The organism is Cyanobacterium sp. T60_A2020_053 (genome assembly GCA_015272165.1).
GTDB lineage: Bacteria > Cyanobacteriota > Cyanobacteriia > Cyanobacteriales > Cyanobacteriaceae > Cyanobacterium.
Map to the genome: position 1 here is coordinate 1 of JACYMF010000032.1, position 17,443 is coordinate 17,443.

Sequence of the window (17,443 nt, forward strand, 5' to 3'; positions counted from 1 at the left end):
ACTCTTATTCATTGTAATATTTTTGCTTTTTTTTGAAGTATGCGGAAGGTGGGTTTTAACATTGACGATCAATACCAGCAGATCAAGTAGAAGGTAGCAAGTTTATTCTCTTAATGAATCAATAGAATTGAATAACAAAATAGTTTTTTCTATTTTCCTTTTGAAATAAGAGGCTTTTGACCTATTTTTTTTGGTAAAGTATTATGCTTTTACCATATTTTGTTTTGAGAGTTACAATTTTTGGATATTTTATTTATTTTTTATAAATAATTCCTAATCGCTATGGATTAGATAATATTCTTTCAAAATTCTTGACCAAATTCTTACATCTTTTCATCCAAGCATTTGACCTTTCAATTGCTCAGCTTAACTATGAAAAACGCTATTTGGGCTTAGTTTTTGTTGAAATACCGTTAAACTCTTTAAATCAGTTTGACAATACTGCCAAAAATAAAATAAATTCTTTTACAACACCATTTCTTATTGAATCTTGAATTTGTTAATTCTTAGAAAAGAAATTAGTTTTAAAAAACCTTCCACCAGCGCCTATTTCCATCAGGAAAAGTCGTACCCCAATTAATCTTTGCCTCTTTAAGCTGACTTTGATTGACTTTAGCATTCTTCAGATTAGCACCACAAAAATTGGCATCCTTAAGATTAGCATTAGTAAAATCAGCACTGGCTAGGTTTGCCCCCCGAAAATCAGCGCCCTCCAAATTAGCTTTAGCTAAATAAGTCTGAAATAAATTAGCATTAGTAAAATCAGCGCCCTTCAAACTAGCGTTATAAAAATTAGCCTGAGAAAAATTGCTTTCCACACAAACAATATCTTCCAACTGAGCATTACGAAAAACAAAACGACCTAACTTTAAGCCACTAAAATTAAGATTACTAAGCTCCTGATCACTAAAATCCTTCTTCCCATTATGATAAGCAGAAGTAAAAGTATCCTGATCCCACTTTATTGTCACATTCCTCTTAACCGCATTCTGACTACGGCGGTTTGTAATTGCCCGTCTTAACTGCTCCGTTGCCGAAGAAGCGCCCGTCAAACTAGAACCATCCGACACCGTCAAATCATCGCCTTCCACCCCCACAAAGCCCTTAGTAGAAGCACTAACACTCATACTCTGCTCAAAAGAGGTCACATCTAAAGCTGTCCACAACTCATCAGCAGTCTTAAAACGTTCGCGCACATCAGGCTCAAGCATTTTCGTCAAAATTTTCTTTAAACCGGGGCTAACCGTGACCTCATTTTGCCAGATTAATGCCCCTGAATCGGGATCACGGTCAAAATTTTTCGGCGACTTTCCCGTTAACAAATAAATACAAGTCGCACCCAAAGCATAAATATCACTAGAAAAAATGGGACGCATCGCCATTTGTTCAGGAGGTGCATAACCCATTGTACCCACCGCAAACTTAGTTAAAGCAGTCTGCCCATAGGTTTGAGCCAATTGCGTATTAACCTGATCTTTCACCGCCCCAAAATCAATCAAAATTAATTTAGCATCCTTTTTTTGACGCAAAATATTAGCAGGTTTCAGATCACGATGGATCACCTTTTGCGAGTGAATATATTGGATAACCGGAGTCATCTCCACTAAGAAACGCTTAACCGCCAACTCTCCGTAAACGCCTTCCTGCTTGATTTCCTTCTGTAAATTTCGCCCATTAATTAACTCTTGAATTAAATAAAATTCATTTTCATGGACAAAATAATTCATCAATTTAGGAATTTGTGGATGACTAATTTTATCGAGAGTTTTGGCTTCTCGCCTAAACAAACTCAAAGCCATCTTGAATGCTTGAGGATCATCCGTCGCTGGGCGTAACTGCTTCACTACACAAAGAGGATTACCAACTAAGGTCAAATCAACTCCCACAAAAGTCGCCCCAAATCCCCCCTTACCTAATGTTTTAATTACTCGATAACGCTTATTTAAAATTAAACTAGAACCACAGGCATAACACTTTTTTAACTTAGGGTGGTTTTTGGGATTAGGACAACTGGGATTGACACAATAACTAATAATCATGTTTTTGCAAAATTAATCTTTAACCATAAATGAATAAAATTTAAAAAATAATTAAAATTACCACCACTTCCTCTTACCATCAGGAAATAAAGTGCGCCAATTAGTCTTAGCTAACTTCAGTTGTTCCTCATTCACCTTAGCGCCCGTCAAATTCGCTCCACATAAATTAGCATCCTTTAAACTAGCTTCTTCTAAATTAGCTTTTTGTAAATCAGCACCAGTCAAATCAGCATTTTTCAAATTAGCCTTATATAACTCCGCCCGTTTTAAAATAGCCTCTTTCAAATTAGCCTGAGCTAAATTAGCTCCCACAAAATTAGTACGATATAAATTAGCTTTCTCCAAATTAACCCCAATTAACTTACTCTGAGAAAAACTAGCACCCGTTAATTTTAAACCTTCCAAATCAAAACCACTCAATACCTGTTGACTAAAATTACGATTTCCGCGCCCATATTCCTGATAAATCAAATCAGGGGTTAATTGCATCTTCGGAGTGGTCATAACAGGTACACTAGGATTAGATTTTTGAGGATTATTTGCCTTTTCTCTTCTCTTGCGAATAGCATCTGCTAAATTCTGCGAAGTCAAGCCAGAGACTGTTAAATCTGCTGAAGAATCTTCGTCATCATGACCGATAATATCCTTAGTGGCACTTAAATTAACCATTCCCCCTGCCAACTCTTGCTCATAAGGTACTAATTCCAGAGCCTGTATTACTTCATCTGCTGAAGCAAAACGTTTACGTACGTCCAGTTCCAACATCTTATTTAAGACTTTGGCAAAATTAGGTGTTACTGCTGTATATTTTTCCCATTGTAGTTCACCCGTACTGTTATCGCACATATCCTTGGGAGCTTTACCCGTCAAAAGATAGATACAAGTAGCGGCTAAGGCATAAATATCACTGGAATAGACAGGGCGCATTGCCAACTGCTCTGGTGGGGCGAAACCCATTGTCCCAACGGAAATTTTGGTAAAAGCACTTTGGGGACTAGCGTTCATCAACTGAGTGTTAACCTGTTCTTTAACTGCCCCAAAATCGATTAAATATAATTTTTTCGTTTCTTTTTCTTTTAAGATATTCCCCGGTTTAATATCACGATGAATTACTTTTTGGGAGTGAATATATTTTAATACAGGCAATAAACTTCTTAAAAAACTTTTAGCAGAAGATTCCTGATAAGTACCACCTTTTTTAACTTCTTTCTCTAAGTCTTTTCCTAAAATAAAATCTTGAATCAAGTAAAACTGTTCTCTTTCTTCAAAATAATTCAAGAGACGAGGAATTTGAGTATGCTCCAGCTTCGCCATAGTTTTTGCCTCTCGGCTAAACAAATCTAATGCTGTTTTATAGGAATCAGGATTAGTGGTCGCTGGTTCAAGTTGTTTTACCACACAATACTTATTTTTTTGAGCCATATCCACTGCCAAATAAGTTGTACCAAATCCACCTCGACCAATTTTTTTTATGGCTACATAACGTTTATGGAGAATCAGATTTGAACCACAGCTACGACACTTTTTGGTTTTAGTGTCATTTTGTGGATTTTCACAATGGGGATTTAGGCAATAGATAATGCTCATTCACTCTACTTTCTCTTGGAGATTAACCGTCAGTATTAATCAAAACGTATTTTTAGTTTATCTCAAATTTTCCCAGTCGATGTGATTTTTCTATACTAAATCAATAATGATGGTGAAGGGCGCCCTCCACCCCAACCAAAAAAGTTATATTTGCTCAATAATTTCTAACATTTCTCTTTCAAAAGTAACCAGCGCCCGATTAGTTTTACCACCGAAATAAGTTGACTTATCTTCTTCCAGTAGCCACACTTGGGAAAAGGAAACATAACTCATCATGACACCGATCATCAACAACGCAAAACCAAGATATACTATGGGTACACCCGGGTCTGATTTGATTTGCAATCCCGTAGCACCTACCAAATCTAATACTTTTAGATTAATACCATTCACCACCACAGGCATATTAGGGCGGAGGGCGCTGATTAATTTGCCTTCCATATCATAGACAAACATTGTACCTTGTAAGTCTTTTGTCACGAGGGAAACTCCTTCACTCATATCTGGTTTTGTGGGTATCCAAGTTCCCCATATTTTCCCTTTTCCTGCAATGGGTAATTCTGCCATAGGTAATTGAAAAATTGGACTATTATTTAATTGTACTTTTACGGCGGAAATATTCCAGTCAGTTTGATAAAATGTCACTCCACCGTAACGCAAAGGTTGATTAACAAAAATAGTTTCTCTTTTCAATTCTTCTCCATTTTGACCAATAATCGATAAATCAGAATAAAACTGATCAACAGCGCCCGTTGCACTATAATCAATCCAAAAATCATTAACTTTCACCGTAAATCTTTGCGGTTTTTGTAAATCAGTCAACCTTCCAGCTTCAATGAAATTACTAATCTTAAAAGTATCTCCTGCATCGATCATTTCTTGAGCAAAAAAACCAGTAAAAGCACCCCAAATTGCACCTAACAAAATAACTATCATTCCAATATGAACAATAATAGGTCCTATTTTACCCACTAAACCTTTTTGAGCATATAAATAATTATTTTCTTCATGAACTTTATAACCTTTTGCTGATAGAATATCTTTGATTTTTTCTGGATAATTAATCGTTAACTCAGCACTAAAAGCCAGTTTATTAAATTCTTGTGATTTTTGATAATATTTCCAATTTTGAGCACTTTTTAGAGCAGGTAACTGACGTTTAAACGTACAAGTAATTAAACTACTTCCAAATAGAACCAAAATTGCCAAATACCACCAAGTAGTATAAACATGATTTAAGCCTACTTTTACTAGAACTTGCCAAGTTAAAAAGCCAAATAAAGCTGGATTTTCAGGATAGTTTTGTTGATAATAATTAAGGCTTTGATTTTGCTCAATAACTGTACCACTAATACTAAAAACAGCGATTACTAATAAGAGAATAATTGCTAAACGTAAATCAGCGATTAAAGAAATACTTTTACGAATAACTTTATAAAAATTTGAACTTTGATTAATGTTTGATGATGAAATACTCATAGATATTTAGTAATCAATTATCGAATAATAAAACGTTTAAGATTTTGTCTTTTAAGACGTGAAAAAATTTAATGGTAATCCAAGCCATCTTTAAATTTCCTTTACCCTTTACCCCTTGACCTTTTAACTTACTCTATAGTTTTGTCTGTTTTATCTGTATCAGTGACAGACTTAATTTCTTCTTCACTAGCTTCAATACCAGAAGCAATAGCTTGACGTAACCTCAGTAAAGTATTTTCCCAATTACTGACGGTAGAAGCTGACAAACGACTACTGTTAATTTTTACAGTGGTAGAAATATCTTCCGCCATATCGGGTAAAGCATCGGCGGTTTTTTGCAAAATCTGACGGGTTTCCTTGCCTGATCTTGGTGCGGTTAATAAAGCCACGAGCGCCCCTGCACTTCCCCCCAATAGTAAACCGCCCCAAAAAGCCAGATTGCGATTATTTTTATCACTCATAAGTAACTCAGTTGCAGATTATTTGATCGGTGAAGGTGAAAAATAGGGTTAAATAATTTTTACCGACTAATGCCAACAGTTTAACAAAAATTCAAAGTCAGTAGATCGAAAAAGATACTTTAGATATATTCTTTTTACCCAAAAATATTTTATGTGACTTAAGAATTAAAATATTGCTTTTATCGCATAATGCTATTCTTGCATAATGTATAATTTGTTACAGAAATATTTATTAGTTATACCATGAGTGAAATTCAGATTAAGTCTATTGACATTATTCCCAAAATCATTAGTGACCTTCATGACGGTGAAATAGTAGCTTTGCATACTGATATGGTTTATATTCTTCTAGCCAATGGATTAAATTCTGATGCTTGTGAGAAAATTCATAAACTTAAAAGATGGAATCCTCGTAAACCTCTGACGTTGCTATCTAATCAGAAAAAACTACCTGAATATGCTCAACTAGATAATAATGCTCAAATCTTAGCTAATCAATTTCCGCTACCTATTAGTCTTATTGTTCCTCATCGCAATAATCTTTCTGAGATTGTCACAGCAGGACATAATACTATTTTTGTTTCTTGCCCTGATAACTTTACCTACAGGCTAGTGGAAAAATGTTCCTTCCCTATCGTTGCAGGAACAGCTAGTTTTGGTGGCGATTTTAGAGCTAATAATGCCAAAGTTACTGAGCAATTCTTCGGCAATAATGTAGCTCTAATTATTGATGGTGGCGATTCAAAAGAACGCATTAGAACTACTTTAATTGACTGTCACTTACCTTTACCTACAATTATGAATTTTGGTCTAATTTCTTATGATGAATTACGCTTAATCCTTCCCCATATTGAATTGCCTTCTCATTTGCGTAAATAGTTTTTTGTCCATGTCCAATTCCTAATCTATTTTAGTATTATCTTTGGGCTATGATTTAACTCAACCCTTATTTGTTGGTATTGTCACTGATTTGGGAGATGATAATAATTTAGGACAAACCATTGGTTTGAAAGTATTTGTTCTTTTTACTGGGTTTGGAGTAGGTAGTTTAATATTTGGAGAATTATTAAATTTTGGTTTTGCTTGGTCTTTGGGAATTTTTGGTATTTTACAACTTTTATTTGGATTAATTGCCATGCCTTTATTTTGGCAAGAAATACCTAGCCGAAAGTAATATAAAATGGTTATTCCTCTTTTGTCATTCTTTGAAAATATTTACCATTTTTAAATCACAGAACTTACTTTGATTAACAAATCATTGCGAGACTTTTTAAGTAATATGAATTATGGGTATTTACACATATATGAAACTTTGTCCGATCAAGGAACTTGATCCAAACGTGACAGATAACGGATAATACTTTTTTCTTTACCAAACTAAACTACTTGTTTCCCACGACAAAAAAACCCTCTCCCGTAGGAGAAGGGTTAGGATAAGGGTAACTAACAAGAAATTACATCATACCGGGCATACCCATGCCACCCATACCGGGCATACCCATGCCACCACCCATGTCAGGCATAGGGGCTTCGGGCGCTGGTTTTTCCACTACTAACGCTTCAGTGGTTAAAATCATTCCAGCAATAGAACTAGCATTTTGCAAGGACGAACGTACTACTTTAGCGGGGTCAACAATTCCAGCTTGTAATAAGTCTTCATAGACTCCAGTTAAGGCATTGTAACCGATATTAGGAGCTGATTCTCTGACTTTCTCAACTACCACAGCGCCCTCCACCCCAGCATTAGTGGCGATTTGGTGTAAAGGTGCAGCTAAGGCTTTAATAACAATTTCAGCGCCCGTCTTTTCTTCATCAATGGTTAAAGTCTTCTTAAATTCCTCAACTTTTGCCATTAAATGAACTAAAGTAGCACCACCACCGGGGATAATACCTTCTTCAACTGCCGCTTTAGTAGCGTTGAGGGCATCTTGAATGCGTAATTTACGCTCTTTTAACTCCGTTTCCGTAGCAGCGCCCACTTTAATTACAGCTACACCACCAGCTAATTTAGCGATGCGCTCTTGTAATTTTTCCATATCATATTCCGAATCAGTTTCCGCTAATTGTTTACGGATTTGAGCCACACGCTTATCCACATCACCTTTACTGCTACCATCTGCCACCATGGTGGTATTATCTTTCTCGATGGTGACACGGCGAGCTTTACCCAACATATCGAGGGTAACGGTGTCTAAACTCAAACCGATGTCCTCAGAAATCACCCGACCACCCGTTAAGATAGCAATATCTTCTAACATAGCCTTACGGCGATCACCAAAACTAGGTGCTTTAATGGCAGCCACATTTAAAACTCCCCTAGCTTTGTTAACCACAAGAGTTGCCAAGGCTTCGCCGTCAATGTCTTCGGCGATGATGAGGAGAGGGGCGCTGGAGCGCGCTACATTTTCTAATACAGGCACTAAATCAGCAATAGAGCTAATTTTTTTATCAGTGACTAAAACAAAACAGTTTTCAAAATCAACAATTTGTTTTTCTTGATCCGTGACAAAATAGGGAGAAAGATAACCCCGATCAATTTGCATTCCTTCCACCACTTCTAATTCAGTGGCTAAAGACTTGGATTCTTCCACCGTGATAACGCCATCTTTGGTAACTTTATCCATAGCATCGGCAATCATTCGACCGATTTCCTCATCATTACCAGCAGAAACCGTAGCCACCTGAGAGATAACATCTCCTTCCACAGGTTTAGCTATGGCTTCAATTTCTTTTACTACTAAATTGATAGCTTTCTCGATGCCACGACGTAAAGCCACAGGATTAGCACCGGCAGTAACGTTTTTTAAACCTTCTTTAATCATCGCTTGGGCGATAACCGTAGCGGTAGTGGTGCCATCTCCAGCAATATCTTTAGTTTTGGATGCCACTTCCCTAACTAATCTTGCCCCAGCGTTTTGTGAGGGGTTTTCCAACTCAATTTCTTTAGCAACAGAGACGCCATCTTTAACGATTTCGGGCGCTCCATATTTTTTACCTAATAGTACATTTCTACCCTTAGGACCTAAGGTTACTTTTACCGCATTAGCGAGGGCGTTTACCCCTTCTTCTAAGGCGCGACGAGATTCATCTTTAAAAGATACAATTTTAGCCATAACTATTTATTTTATTGAAACTCTATTTTTTCTCCATACATAAATTTAGCACTCATGGGCGCTGAGTGCTAATACGGTTATCAGTACCTTTTTTGAGCTAATCTTAATTTGAAGAGTCAGTAATTTCAATGGTAGTCTAGATAAGCACACTACAAATTATGAAGGACTGTTATAGTTATATGTTAAAGTTAGCCTAACATAAACTAGCGTAGATAATGAAAGAATTTGCTAAAAAAACTAGAGAAATAATAATATTATTATTCTATTTACCATTAGGAATTAGTTTTTATTTTACTTCAGAAAAATCTCTTATTACTCAAGATATAAATAGGTGGATAAAGTGTTTAAATATTTCTTCAAAAAACAGTGATTTAATTAATTTACTTAGTCTATCATATCAAGCTCCTGAGTTTCGTAATCTCTATTATTTTAGGTTGTTAAAAGGCAATTTACAAGGTAAAATTTTCATGTATATATTAAAAATCTTTTATCGCCCTTTTAATTACTTTTTTTTAGATAATTCCTGTGATATTGGTGGAGGTTTATTTATTCAGCATGGTTTCAGCACCATTATTATGGCTGATTTGGGCGAAAATTGTTGGATTAATCAGCAAGTTACTATCGGTTACAAAGATAAAACAGGAAGACCAAAAATCGGCAATAATGTTCGTATTACTGCTGGGGCAAAAGTCTTAGGTAATATTACCATTGGTGATAATGTGGTGGTGGGCGCTAATGCAGTGGTTACAAAAAATGTCCCTGATAACTGTGTTGTAGTTGGTATTCCAGCGCACATCATCAAAAGGAATGGTGAGAAAGTTAATGAAAAATTAGCATGAAATTATTATTAGATCAATATGCCCATTTAGACTCTCCTCTGCATCGATGGCAAGGAAAGTCAAAGTTTATTGCTTTTTTTAGTCTTATTTTTAGTTTTGCTTTTGTGCAAAAGCTAAGTTTATTACCCTTGGTAATTATTATTACCTTTCTTCTTTTTTATATTTCTAAATTACCTTTAACTTTTTTATTATCTCGTCTCAAGTATCCGGGTATTTTTATCTTCGGAGTAATATTAGTTTTACCTTTTTTTGCTGGTGAAACTGTCATTTTTTCTTGGGGCTTTTTAAGTATTAAATCAGAAGGAATATTAACAGTTATTTTAATAGTTACTCGTTTCGTTTGTATTCTGACTATTTCTTTAGTTTTATTCGGCACAGCGCCCTTCCTCGTTACCTTAAAAACTTTGAAATCATTAGGATTATCTCCCATTCTTAACGATATGATGTTATTAACTTATCGTTATTTAGAAGAAATCAGCAACCGCTTATTGATGATGCGAAGGGCGCTGAAATTAAAAGGATTTAACGGACAAAAATTAACCCTGCGTAACTTACAAATTATTGCCAATTTAATTAGTAGTTTATTGATTAGAAGTTATGACCAATCAAAATTAGTATATCAAGCCATGATATTAAGAGGCTATGGATATGATTCCCCTGATAAAAAACCGATAAAAGAAGAAATTAATTATCAACACTGGTTTAATTGTGGCGTAATGGTGACAATTAGCGCCCTTCTCATGGTTTTACAATGGCTATAAATAATCGGTTTATAAATTGACAATGGACAATGGATAATTGACAATTATGAGGTTTTACTATCCTCGTTTTGAATTTAACCTAATACCTGATACCTGATACCTGATACCCTTATTAAGGATTAGTAAAAAAAACAAATTTACCGATAAAAGTAAGCAAACCCGTTACCAACACTCCCACCACACCCAAAAAACCGATAGTCAAAGTATTTAAACGACTATTTACCTCATCAAAACGTTTATCTACACTATCAAAACGTTTATCTACACTATCAAAACGTTTATCTACACTGTCAAAACGTTTGAGAATTTGTTGATTTTCAGTTTTTAATTTCTCCACATCAATTTTGGTGTCAGTTAGTTTGGCATCCAAATTGGCAATTTTTTGGTCTAGCTTATCAATTTTCCCATCCAGCTTATCAATTTTGCTGTCTAACTTATTGAGGACATCAACTAGACTCATTTCTATGGTGGTTTGTGTCATCAGATTATTACCATCAACAATGTTAATAGGTTATTTGTATTCATCCTATCGTATTTGACGTAAGATTCATTTAACCAACATTATTTCTTAATTCTCAACAAAGGGTTTAAACCCCTTGATTCCTAAAAAGAAAAAAATAAATTTAATTATTAAAAACTTAGGATAAAATGAGTTTGTAAAAAATAATCCTCTCATCCGTAATAATACGCAAAAGGAAACATTAATTATGTTTGATTTTCTAAGTAATATACTGGGGGGGCAAAGTAAAGGTGTGGGGATTGAAATTAATCCTGACCGAATTTCTTTAGCCCAATTAAGCAAAAAAGGAACGCAATATAAATTAATAAAATATCAATCTTTAGAAGTACCAGAGGGTATCTTTGAAGAAGGACAAATCACTGATTCCACTGCCTTAGCAGAATTAATCGATCAACTATTAAAAGAAGCTAAAATTAAACCAAAACAAGTGGCAACCGCAGTGCCGATGCGTGAAGCCATTATCAGGATTTTACCTATTCCTGCGGAGTTAAATGATTTGGAATTGCAAGATATGGTTTTAAACCATGAAGCCGCCTTATATCTTCCCTACCCCAGAGAAGAAGTAGATTTAGACTATCAAAAATTGGGCTATTTTGTGGATGAGGATGGTATCGAAAAGGTGCAAGTTTTATTAGTGGCAACTCGCCGAGAAAACACTGATACTTACCTCGAAACTTTTCAACAAGCTGGTTTAACCGTTAATATCTTGGAAATTAATAGTTTTGCTTTAATTCGTACCATTAAAGAACAATTGAAACAGTTTACCGAATCTGAAGCAGTGGTATTGGTGGATATTGAATTTGATAGTACCGAAATTGCTATTATCGTGGAAGGTGTACCGCAATTTTCTCGTACTATTCCCATTGGTACTTACCAGATGCAAACGGCTTTAGCCCAAGCCATGAATTTACCCACCTCGAAAAATACGGAAATTTTACAGGAAATTACCATCCCTAACAATCCAGATCAAACTTCCAGTAGCACCACCAGCAGTCAAACTTGGATTAATCCGGGTATGGATTCATTATTAAGGGTTTTAGGGGAATTAGTGGATGAGTTGCGCCGCTCGGTTAATTTTTATCTTAATCAAAGTGGTGATAAGGAAGTAGTACAAATACTCTTAGCTGGACCGGGATCGGGCTTGGCACAAATCGACGAATTTTTTACCAAAAAATTAAGTCTTCCTGCCACACAAATTGATCCCGTTGCCTCATTGGGCATTACAATGAAAGATGATTTAACGGGTATGGAACGGGCTGGACTCGGAACTGTACTTGGTTTAGGTATGAGGATGAGCTAGTTATGTACAATATTGATGTTAACTTTCTTAAGGATCGTAAACTAGACGGACAAACTCAAACTACTAAAACTGCTAGTTTTAAGAAAAAAGAAACTCCCTTTAGTGAGAGAGTACCTTTATTGATCGGTTCTGGGGTAGCCGTGGCTTTCATTGCTATGGTGGGTGGTGGTTTGGTGTTGTTGAACAACCAAAAAACTGGTTGGGAAGCTGAAATTGCTCAGTTGGACACAGAAATTCAACAGCTACAGGGGCAAAATACACGCATTACTGAAATTGAACAGCAGATTCAAGGGGTTAATCAACAAATTAATAGTTTGGTGAGCGTTTTTGATAATATTAAACCTTGGTCAGCTTTATTGGAGGAAATTGCGGCGGTAACTCCTGCCAATGTGCAAATTCAGTCTCTGACTCAGTCGGGCGCTACGGGGTTAACCATTTCTGGTTTTGCTAATTCTTATGATGATGTCAATGATTTTGTTTTAACCTTAAAAAGTTCCCCGTTATTAAATGCTGAAGCCACCAGATTAACTTCCACCAGTTTAGGAGCTAATCCAGCTAATGTGATTCGCTCTCGTGCGGAAATTCCCACGGCAGAGGGTGAACCAGCGCCCTCCACCGTGGCTGATACTGCACCGGTGGATGAATCAATCAATGTTACTCTCAACGAAGGGGCGACTTTTAACATTACCACGGAGTTAGCGCCCGTGCCTTCTACGGAAGTGGTTAACTTATTAGCAGAAAGAGGGGCCATTGGTTTGGTAAGTCGCATTAATGCTTTGAATCGGTTAGGGGCGCTGGACCTAGAACCGATTACCCAAGAAGCACAACCCACAGAATAATATGGAGGATCAATCATTATGACCACATCTTTTACGACAACGGAAGATTTTGGCAACGAAGCGGAGAGTTTTGGTGTTGAGTCAGACTATCCTACTGCCTTTGGTGTCTCCTTTACTCCGCAAGTAATTGGTATCACCATTGGGGCTGTAGGGGCGCTAATTGCTGGTTATTTGGCTTGGAGTCAATTATTACCCGTGCAGACCCAAATTTCTGAATTACAAACTACCAAAGAGGAAAGAGAAGCTCAATTAGCTCAACTTAAGAGTAGTCAATTTGGAGCGCAAATTCCCGTTAAACAACAGGAATTAGAAAGGGCGCAAACTATGAAAACGGAAGTGGAGAAGTTATTTGCTCAAGATGCTAGTTTAGAAACTTTTTTGATTGATTTGAATAGTTTTGCTAATTTTGCTGATGTGAAAATGAGTACCTATACTCCTTCTCCTGACAAAACAACGGCTGATCCTAGTTTTGGGGGCGCTAGTGATAGTCTATTAGTGCAAACTTTTAATTTTAATCTTGAGGGGAGTTTTCGAGAGTTACAGTTATTTTTACAGGATTTGGAACGAATACAACCTCTGATGGTGGTACAAAACTTTAATCTCAGTGTCACCACTCCCCAAGTTTATCTAGTGGAAAATCAAGAGGTGATTCCTGTCGGTGAACCAACTTTAAGTAGTACCGTTACTGTGGCGGCGGTGTTTGCTAATGCCAGCGCCCCTCCCCCACCAGCCGAAGCTCCGGCGGAAGCGCCTCCGGCGGAAGAAGCACCACCACAATAATTTTATTATTTTTTTACTATTCATTTTCAATTATCAATCGTGTGTAGGAGTTCAAAATCATGAGTTTATTTTCTCGTCAACAAATCAGATTATTAAGTAGTACAAGTTTATTATTGTTAGGATTACAGTCAGGGGTTGTTGCTTCGGAAGAACAGTTAAAAGTTGGTATCTCTCCTCAAGGTTTGGATAAGCTCATTTTGGCACAAAATGCTGATGTATTAGTGCCTAATCCTGAAATGTCTATTGATGGTAAACCCGTTCCAAATATTCCCGTACCTCCTAATTTTCGTCGTCCAGTTGCCCCTCCTGTGGGAGATATGGCGGTATCTAATCGACAAGGAAATAATCAAGATATAATTTTTCCCAATGACGTGCGAATTGATAGAATACTTCTCCTCAACAAGAGATTAGATGAAGTAATGGCAATCTTGGCTCGTGCGGGAAACTTGAATATACTATTTGACTACGGCGTTGTTACCGGCACAGCCAGAGAAGTAACAGAGAATAGACAAGAAGATAAAGCCAGAAATGCTCAGTTGGGTGTTACGGCTGACGCGCAAAGAAATGTTAATGTGACAACTAATGGCAACAGAGTTAGCCAAAATGCTCAAGGTGATTTAGACGGTAATGTTAACGTATCTACTAATGCCGTAGGAAGACAAAATGAGACTTCTCAGGTACAGCTAAATGAAAGAGCCATATCTCCCCTAGAGCGACCAATCACATTGGAATTAGAAGATGTTAGCGCTCAAGAGACATTTAATAATCTTTTGAAAATTTACCGTTTACAAGCATCTCTAAATAACAATACAATTTTCGTCGGAGCTAATCTATCACCGACACTACAAAATACTGTTAGTAAAAGTATTCGCCTTAATCAATATAGTGTTGCTAACGCTGCACGCTTTTTAAATACCATGGGTGCTTCTGGAACAATCCTCACAGGAGGTACAACTGTCGGTGAGACAGAAATTCCAGAATTATCTGTTTTGCAGTTACCTGAACCACAAAATCCTATTGGTATTTTTGTATTGAAAGGTTTAAACCTTTATGCTGATCCCATTCATAATACAATCATTCTTATGGGTTCACAGCGTTTAGTGGATCAAGGGGTATCTTATCTAACTCAATTAGATTTACGCCGCCGTCAAGTGGCGGTGAATGTAAGAATTGTAGATATTTCTTTGGGTAATGACAAAAGTTTTGGTGCTGATTTTTCTTTCGGTGTTGATAATACCTCCATTGATCAAACAGGAGGTTCTTTACTTTTGAATTTTTTGACAGGCGCCCAAGGGGCTAATTTAACCAGAGATTTTGCTGCTAGAATACAAACTACCATTGCCACAGGTAACGGTAAAATCTTAACCGATCCTACTTTGATTGTTCAAGAAGGACAAACGGCACAAATCAAATTAACTCAAGAAGTTTTTGGAGGTTTTCAGCAACAACAAGAAACCGTAGATGGTGTTACTACTATTACCAGAGAACCAATTATTAAAGATGCAGGGATTACCCTTGATCTGGATGTAAACAAAATTGATGACAATGGTTTTGTTACTGTTAATTTACGTCCGATTATTTCAGGGATTGCTGGTTCTCAAAATACGGCGGAAGGTCTTATTACTTTAACTCAAGAAAGAAGTTTAGAATCTGGCTTAATTCGTTTAAGAGATGGTCAAACTCTTGTTTTAAGCGGTATTATTCAAGATACGGATCGAGCTACTGTTAGCAAAGTTCCTATTCTCGGAGATTTACCCCTTTTAGGTTCTTTATTCCGATTTACTAATAATGTCAATGAACGTAATGAGGTAATCGTTCTAGTTACTCCCAATATCTTAGATGATTCTGAGACGAATAGTGGTTTTGGTTATAACTACAATCCTTCTCGACAAACCCAAGAATTTTTACAAGAAAAAGGAGTTAATATTCCGGGTAGTGGCTTTGAAGCTACTCCTCAACAATAATCAAAATTATCATCGGTAAGGGGTTTATGATGTAACACAAGCCTCTTCACAAATTGTTAATTTTGTGAACTTTTCTGTAACAAAATGTTTCGGCAACAAGGTCATGAATTACACGAAACCAATGATATTACGTTCAATAAATTGAACTAAGATGGTTTTTAAATAGACATCTCCAATAATAGCTATTTTAAGGGCTGAAGCCGTGTAAGGGTTGAATAATATTCAACCCCTACGAGTCAATAAAAAATAAATTATAACCCTTGTTAAATCAAGGCTTCAAGCATAATAAAACCCATAAAAAGCACCCTCAACTCCTCTTTTTTCTCTAAAAATCACCTCTTTCCTCTACCCAAATCAAAAATTATTGATACAAATGAGCAATTTATGAAAAATAACTATTTGGCTTAACTCTTTAATTTATAAACATTTCACCGCGACACCTGACACCCGACACCTGACACCTCCCCTCACCAAAATACTTTTTCAGCAACCCCTATATACATTATGACAGTTTCTTGATAGTGGAAAAAATGCCCAAAAAATCATTGTGGAAGCGTTACACTCCAGCTAGTTGTACTTTAGAAATTTATCAGACACCGAAAATATTTGAGCTAAATAAACAGATATTAAGCGCAGAATATGAGTTTAAGATAATTTTTGATGACCCTAAATTTTCAGAACAAAATAGTTTAACAATCGCTGGGATAAATTCATCTTTAGAACAGTTAATCATTCAATGTAATTCTTATATTGAGCAGTATTTACAAGGAAAATTAAATAATAGCGTAACGGAAAATAATCAATATTTTTCTCTTAATCAGGTTAATTTATGGACACATCAATTAACTACTCCAGAGCAAGAAAAAATAATTTTAACTAATACTCAATTATTTGATTTATTTGAGGCTTTAAATAGTTTTGTTGAAGACAAAAAAGCGATTAACATTACTAAAAAACCTGTTTGGTTAGTGGCTTCTATTTTAGGGGGAATTGTGGCGGTGACGGGCGCTATGTGGTGGCAACAACAACAAATAATCAATCAGTCTATCAATATAGTAGAAGATGGAGAGGAAGACAATGAACCAAACTCTGCTAATTTACCCGAAGTTTTACCGCCTACTTCTATCATTAAGGATAATTTACCACCTTTAACAGCGCCCTCCGCCCCATCCCCAAATCCAGCGCCCTCCCCTCCTCTCGAAGTGCCGACACCCAGCGCCCCTCAACTAGATATTAATACAGATGAATCATTAAATACCGCCCTAATTATTCCTTCTATCCCTTCCACCTCTTCCACCCCTTCCACCCCTGCCACCCCTTCTCCCTCTGCCACCTTTTCTACCCTTCCCCCTCTCGGCACTAATAAACCGAATTTAGCCAATCTTCCCCCCCTCGAAAGTTTTAATGTGCTACCAACGGAAGATGATAACCCCGTGGAAATTTTGCCTTCAGAAAATATTAACCCTCGTGATGAAATCAAAAATTATTTTCAGGAAAGATGGCAACCGCCAAAAAATTTAACTCAAACTATCACTTATCAATTAGCTGTTAATGGGGAAAAAGGCATCATCGAAAAAGTGACGGCGAAGGGCGCTGGGGCTAGTTTTTTCCTCTCTCAAACTCCTATTCCTCTTAACCAAGAAGTGATTTTTTCTCCTCAACCAAATACAGCGCCCTTCACCCTAGAATTAATACTTAGCCCTAATGGTGATGTAGTTATTTTTTAGATAAAATTGAATGGCTCTTCTACTTTGAATATGA

The 17,443-nt window shown here is 36.5% G+C and carries 14 protein-coding genes and 2 pseudogenes; 9 read left to right on the forward strand and 7 right to left on the reverse strand.

Annotation, left to right across the window (positions count from 1 at the left end):
- Positions 1–280: 280 nt before the first annotated feature.
- From IGQ45_05090 to IGQ45_05110, 5 genes and pseudogenes are all read right to left on the reverse strand, one after another.
- A pseudogene (locus IGQ45_05090) lies at positions 281–358 on the reverse strand (transposase).
- A 166-nt stretch (positions 359–524) separates the two neighbouring features.
- The gene (locus IGQ45_05095) at positions 525–2,039 is read right to left on the reverse strand and encodes a pentapeptide repeat-containing protein (GenBank protein MBF2056598.1); all 1,515 of its coding nucleotides are present in this window, start codon (positions 2,037–2,039) and stop codon (positions 525–527) included.
- A 57-nt stretch (positions 2,040–2,096) separates the two neighbouring features.
- Entirely contained in the window at positions 2,097–3,626 is a 1,530-nt protein-coding gene (locus IGQ45_05100; protein ID MBF2056599.1) for a pentapeptide repeat-containing protein, read from the reverse strand.
- A 144-nt stretch (positions 3,627–3,770) separates the two neighbouring features.
- A complete protein-coding gene (locus IGQ45_05105) occupies positions 3,771–5,105 on the reverse strand; it encodes a cytochrome c biogenesis protein (protein ID MBF2056600.1) in 1,335 nt (444 codons plus the stop codon).
- Positions 5,106–5,233: 128 nt separating this feature from the next.
- Positions 5,234–5,566, reverse strand: coding sequence for a YtxH domain-containing protein (locus IGQ45_05110; protein MBF2056601.1), 333 nt, complete (start codon positions 5,564–5,566; stop codon positions 5,234–5,236).
- A 243-nt stretch (positions 5,567–5,809) separates the two neighbouring features.
- Between IGQ45_05110 and IGQ45_05115 the strand changes: the two genes are divergently transcribed.
- Positions 5,810–6,445 (forward strand): L-threonylcarbamoyladenylate synthase, encoded by a 636-nt coding sequence (locus IGQ45_05115; GenBank protein ID MBF2056602.1) that lies wholly within the window; start codon positions 5,810–5,812, stop codon positions 6,443–6,445.
- A gap of 25 nt (positions 6,446–6,470) precedes the next feature.
- Positions 6,471–6,740: pseudogene (locus IGQ45_05120) on the forward strand (MFS transporter).
- Between the two features lie 280 nt (positions 6,741–7,020).
- Here the strand turns inward: IGQ45_05120 and groL are convergent.
- The gene (gene groL, locus IGQ45_05125; GenBank protein MBF2056603.1) at positions 7,021–8,679 is read right to left on the reverse strand and encodes a chaperonin GroEL; all 1,659 of its coding nucleotides are present in this window, start codon (positions 8,677–8,679) and stop codon (positions 7,021–7,023) included.
- A 215-nt stretch (positions 8,680–8,894) separates the two neighbouring features.
- On the opposite strand from groL, the gene IGQ45_05130 reads away from it, so the two are divergent.
- Both IGQ45_05130 and cbiQ read left to right on the forward strand, forming a co-directional pair.
- Entirely contained in the window at positions 8,895–9,518 is a 624-nt protein-coding gene (locus tag IGQ45_05130; protein ID MBF2056604.1) for a serine acetyltransferase, read from the forward strand.
- Positions 9,515–10,279 carry a cobalt ECF transporter T component CbiQ gene (gene cbiQ, locus IGQ45_05135; GenBank protein ID MBF2056605.1) on the forward strand — a complete coding sequence of 255 codons (765 nt, stop codon included), beginning with the start codon at positions 9,515–9,517 and terminating at the stop codon, positions 10,277–10,279. Before IGQ45_05130 ends, cbiQ begins: the two co-directional genes overlap by 4 nt.
- A gap of 112 nt (positions 10,280–10,391) precedes the next feature.
- Here the strand turns inward: cbiQ and IGQ45_05140 are convergent, their stop codons facing one another.
- Positions 10,392–10,760 (reverse strand): hypothetical protein, encoded by a 369-nt coding sequence (locus IGQ45_05140; GenBank protein MBF2056606.1) that lies wholly within the window; start codon positions 10,758–10,760, stop codon positions 10,392–10,394.
- Positions 10,761–10,986: 226 nt separating this feature from the next.
- On the opposite strand from IGQ45_05140, the gene pilM reads away from it, so the two are divergent.
- The 5 genes from pilM to IGQ45_05165 all read left to right on the forward strand — a co-directional run bounded on the left by pilM (position 10,987) and on the right by IGQ45_05165 (position 17,409).
- Positions 10,987–12,099 carry a type IV pilus assembly protein PilM gene (gene pilM, locus IGQ45_05145; GenBank protein MBF2056607.1) on the forward strand — a complete coding sequence of 371 codons (1,113 nt, stop codon included), beginning with the start codon at positions 10,987–10,989 and terminating at the stop codon, positions 12,097–12,099.
- 2 nt (positions 12,100–12,101) lie between these two features.
- On the forward strand, positions 12,102–12,938 hold the full coding sequence (locus IGQ45_05150; protein MBF2056608.1) for a PilN domain-containing protein: 837 nt from the start codon (positions 12,102–12,104) through the stop codon (positions 12,936–12,938).
- An 18-nt stretch (positions 12,939–12,956) separates the two neighbouring features.
- Positions 12,957–13,718, forward strand: a complete 762-nt coding sequence (locus tag IGQ45_05155; protein ID MBF2056609.1) for a type II and III secretion system protein — start codon at positions 12,957–12,959, stop codon at positions 13,716–13,718.
- Positions 13,719–13,777: 59 nt separating this feature from the next.
- Positions 13,778–15,682 carry a type II and III secretion system protein gene (locus IGQ45_05160; protein ID MBF2056610.1) on the forward strand — a complete coding sequence of 635 codons (1,905 nt, stop codon included), beginning with the start codon at positions 13,778–13,780 and terminating at the stop codon, positions 15,680–15,682.
- 530 nt (positions 15,683–16,212) lie between these two features.
- Complete coding sequence (locus IGQ45_05165) at positions 16,213–17,409, forward strand: DUF4335 domain-containing protein (GenBank protein MBF2056611.1); 1,197 nt, start codon at positions 16,213–16,215, stop codon at positions 17,407–17,409.
- Positions 17,410–17,443: the final 34 nt, after the last annotated feature.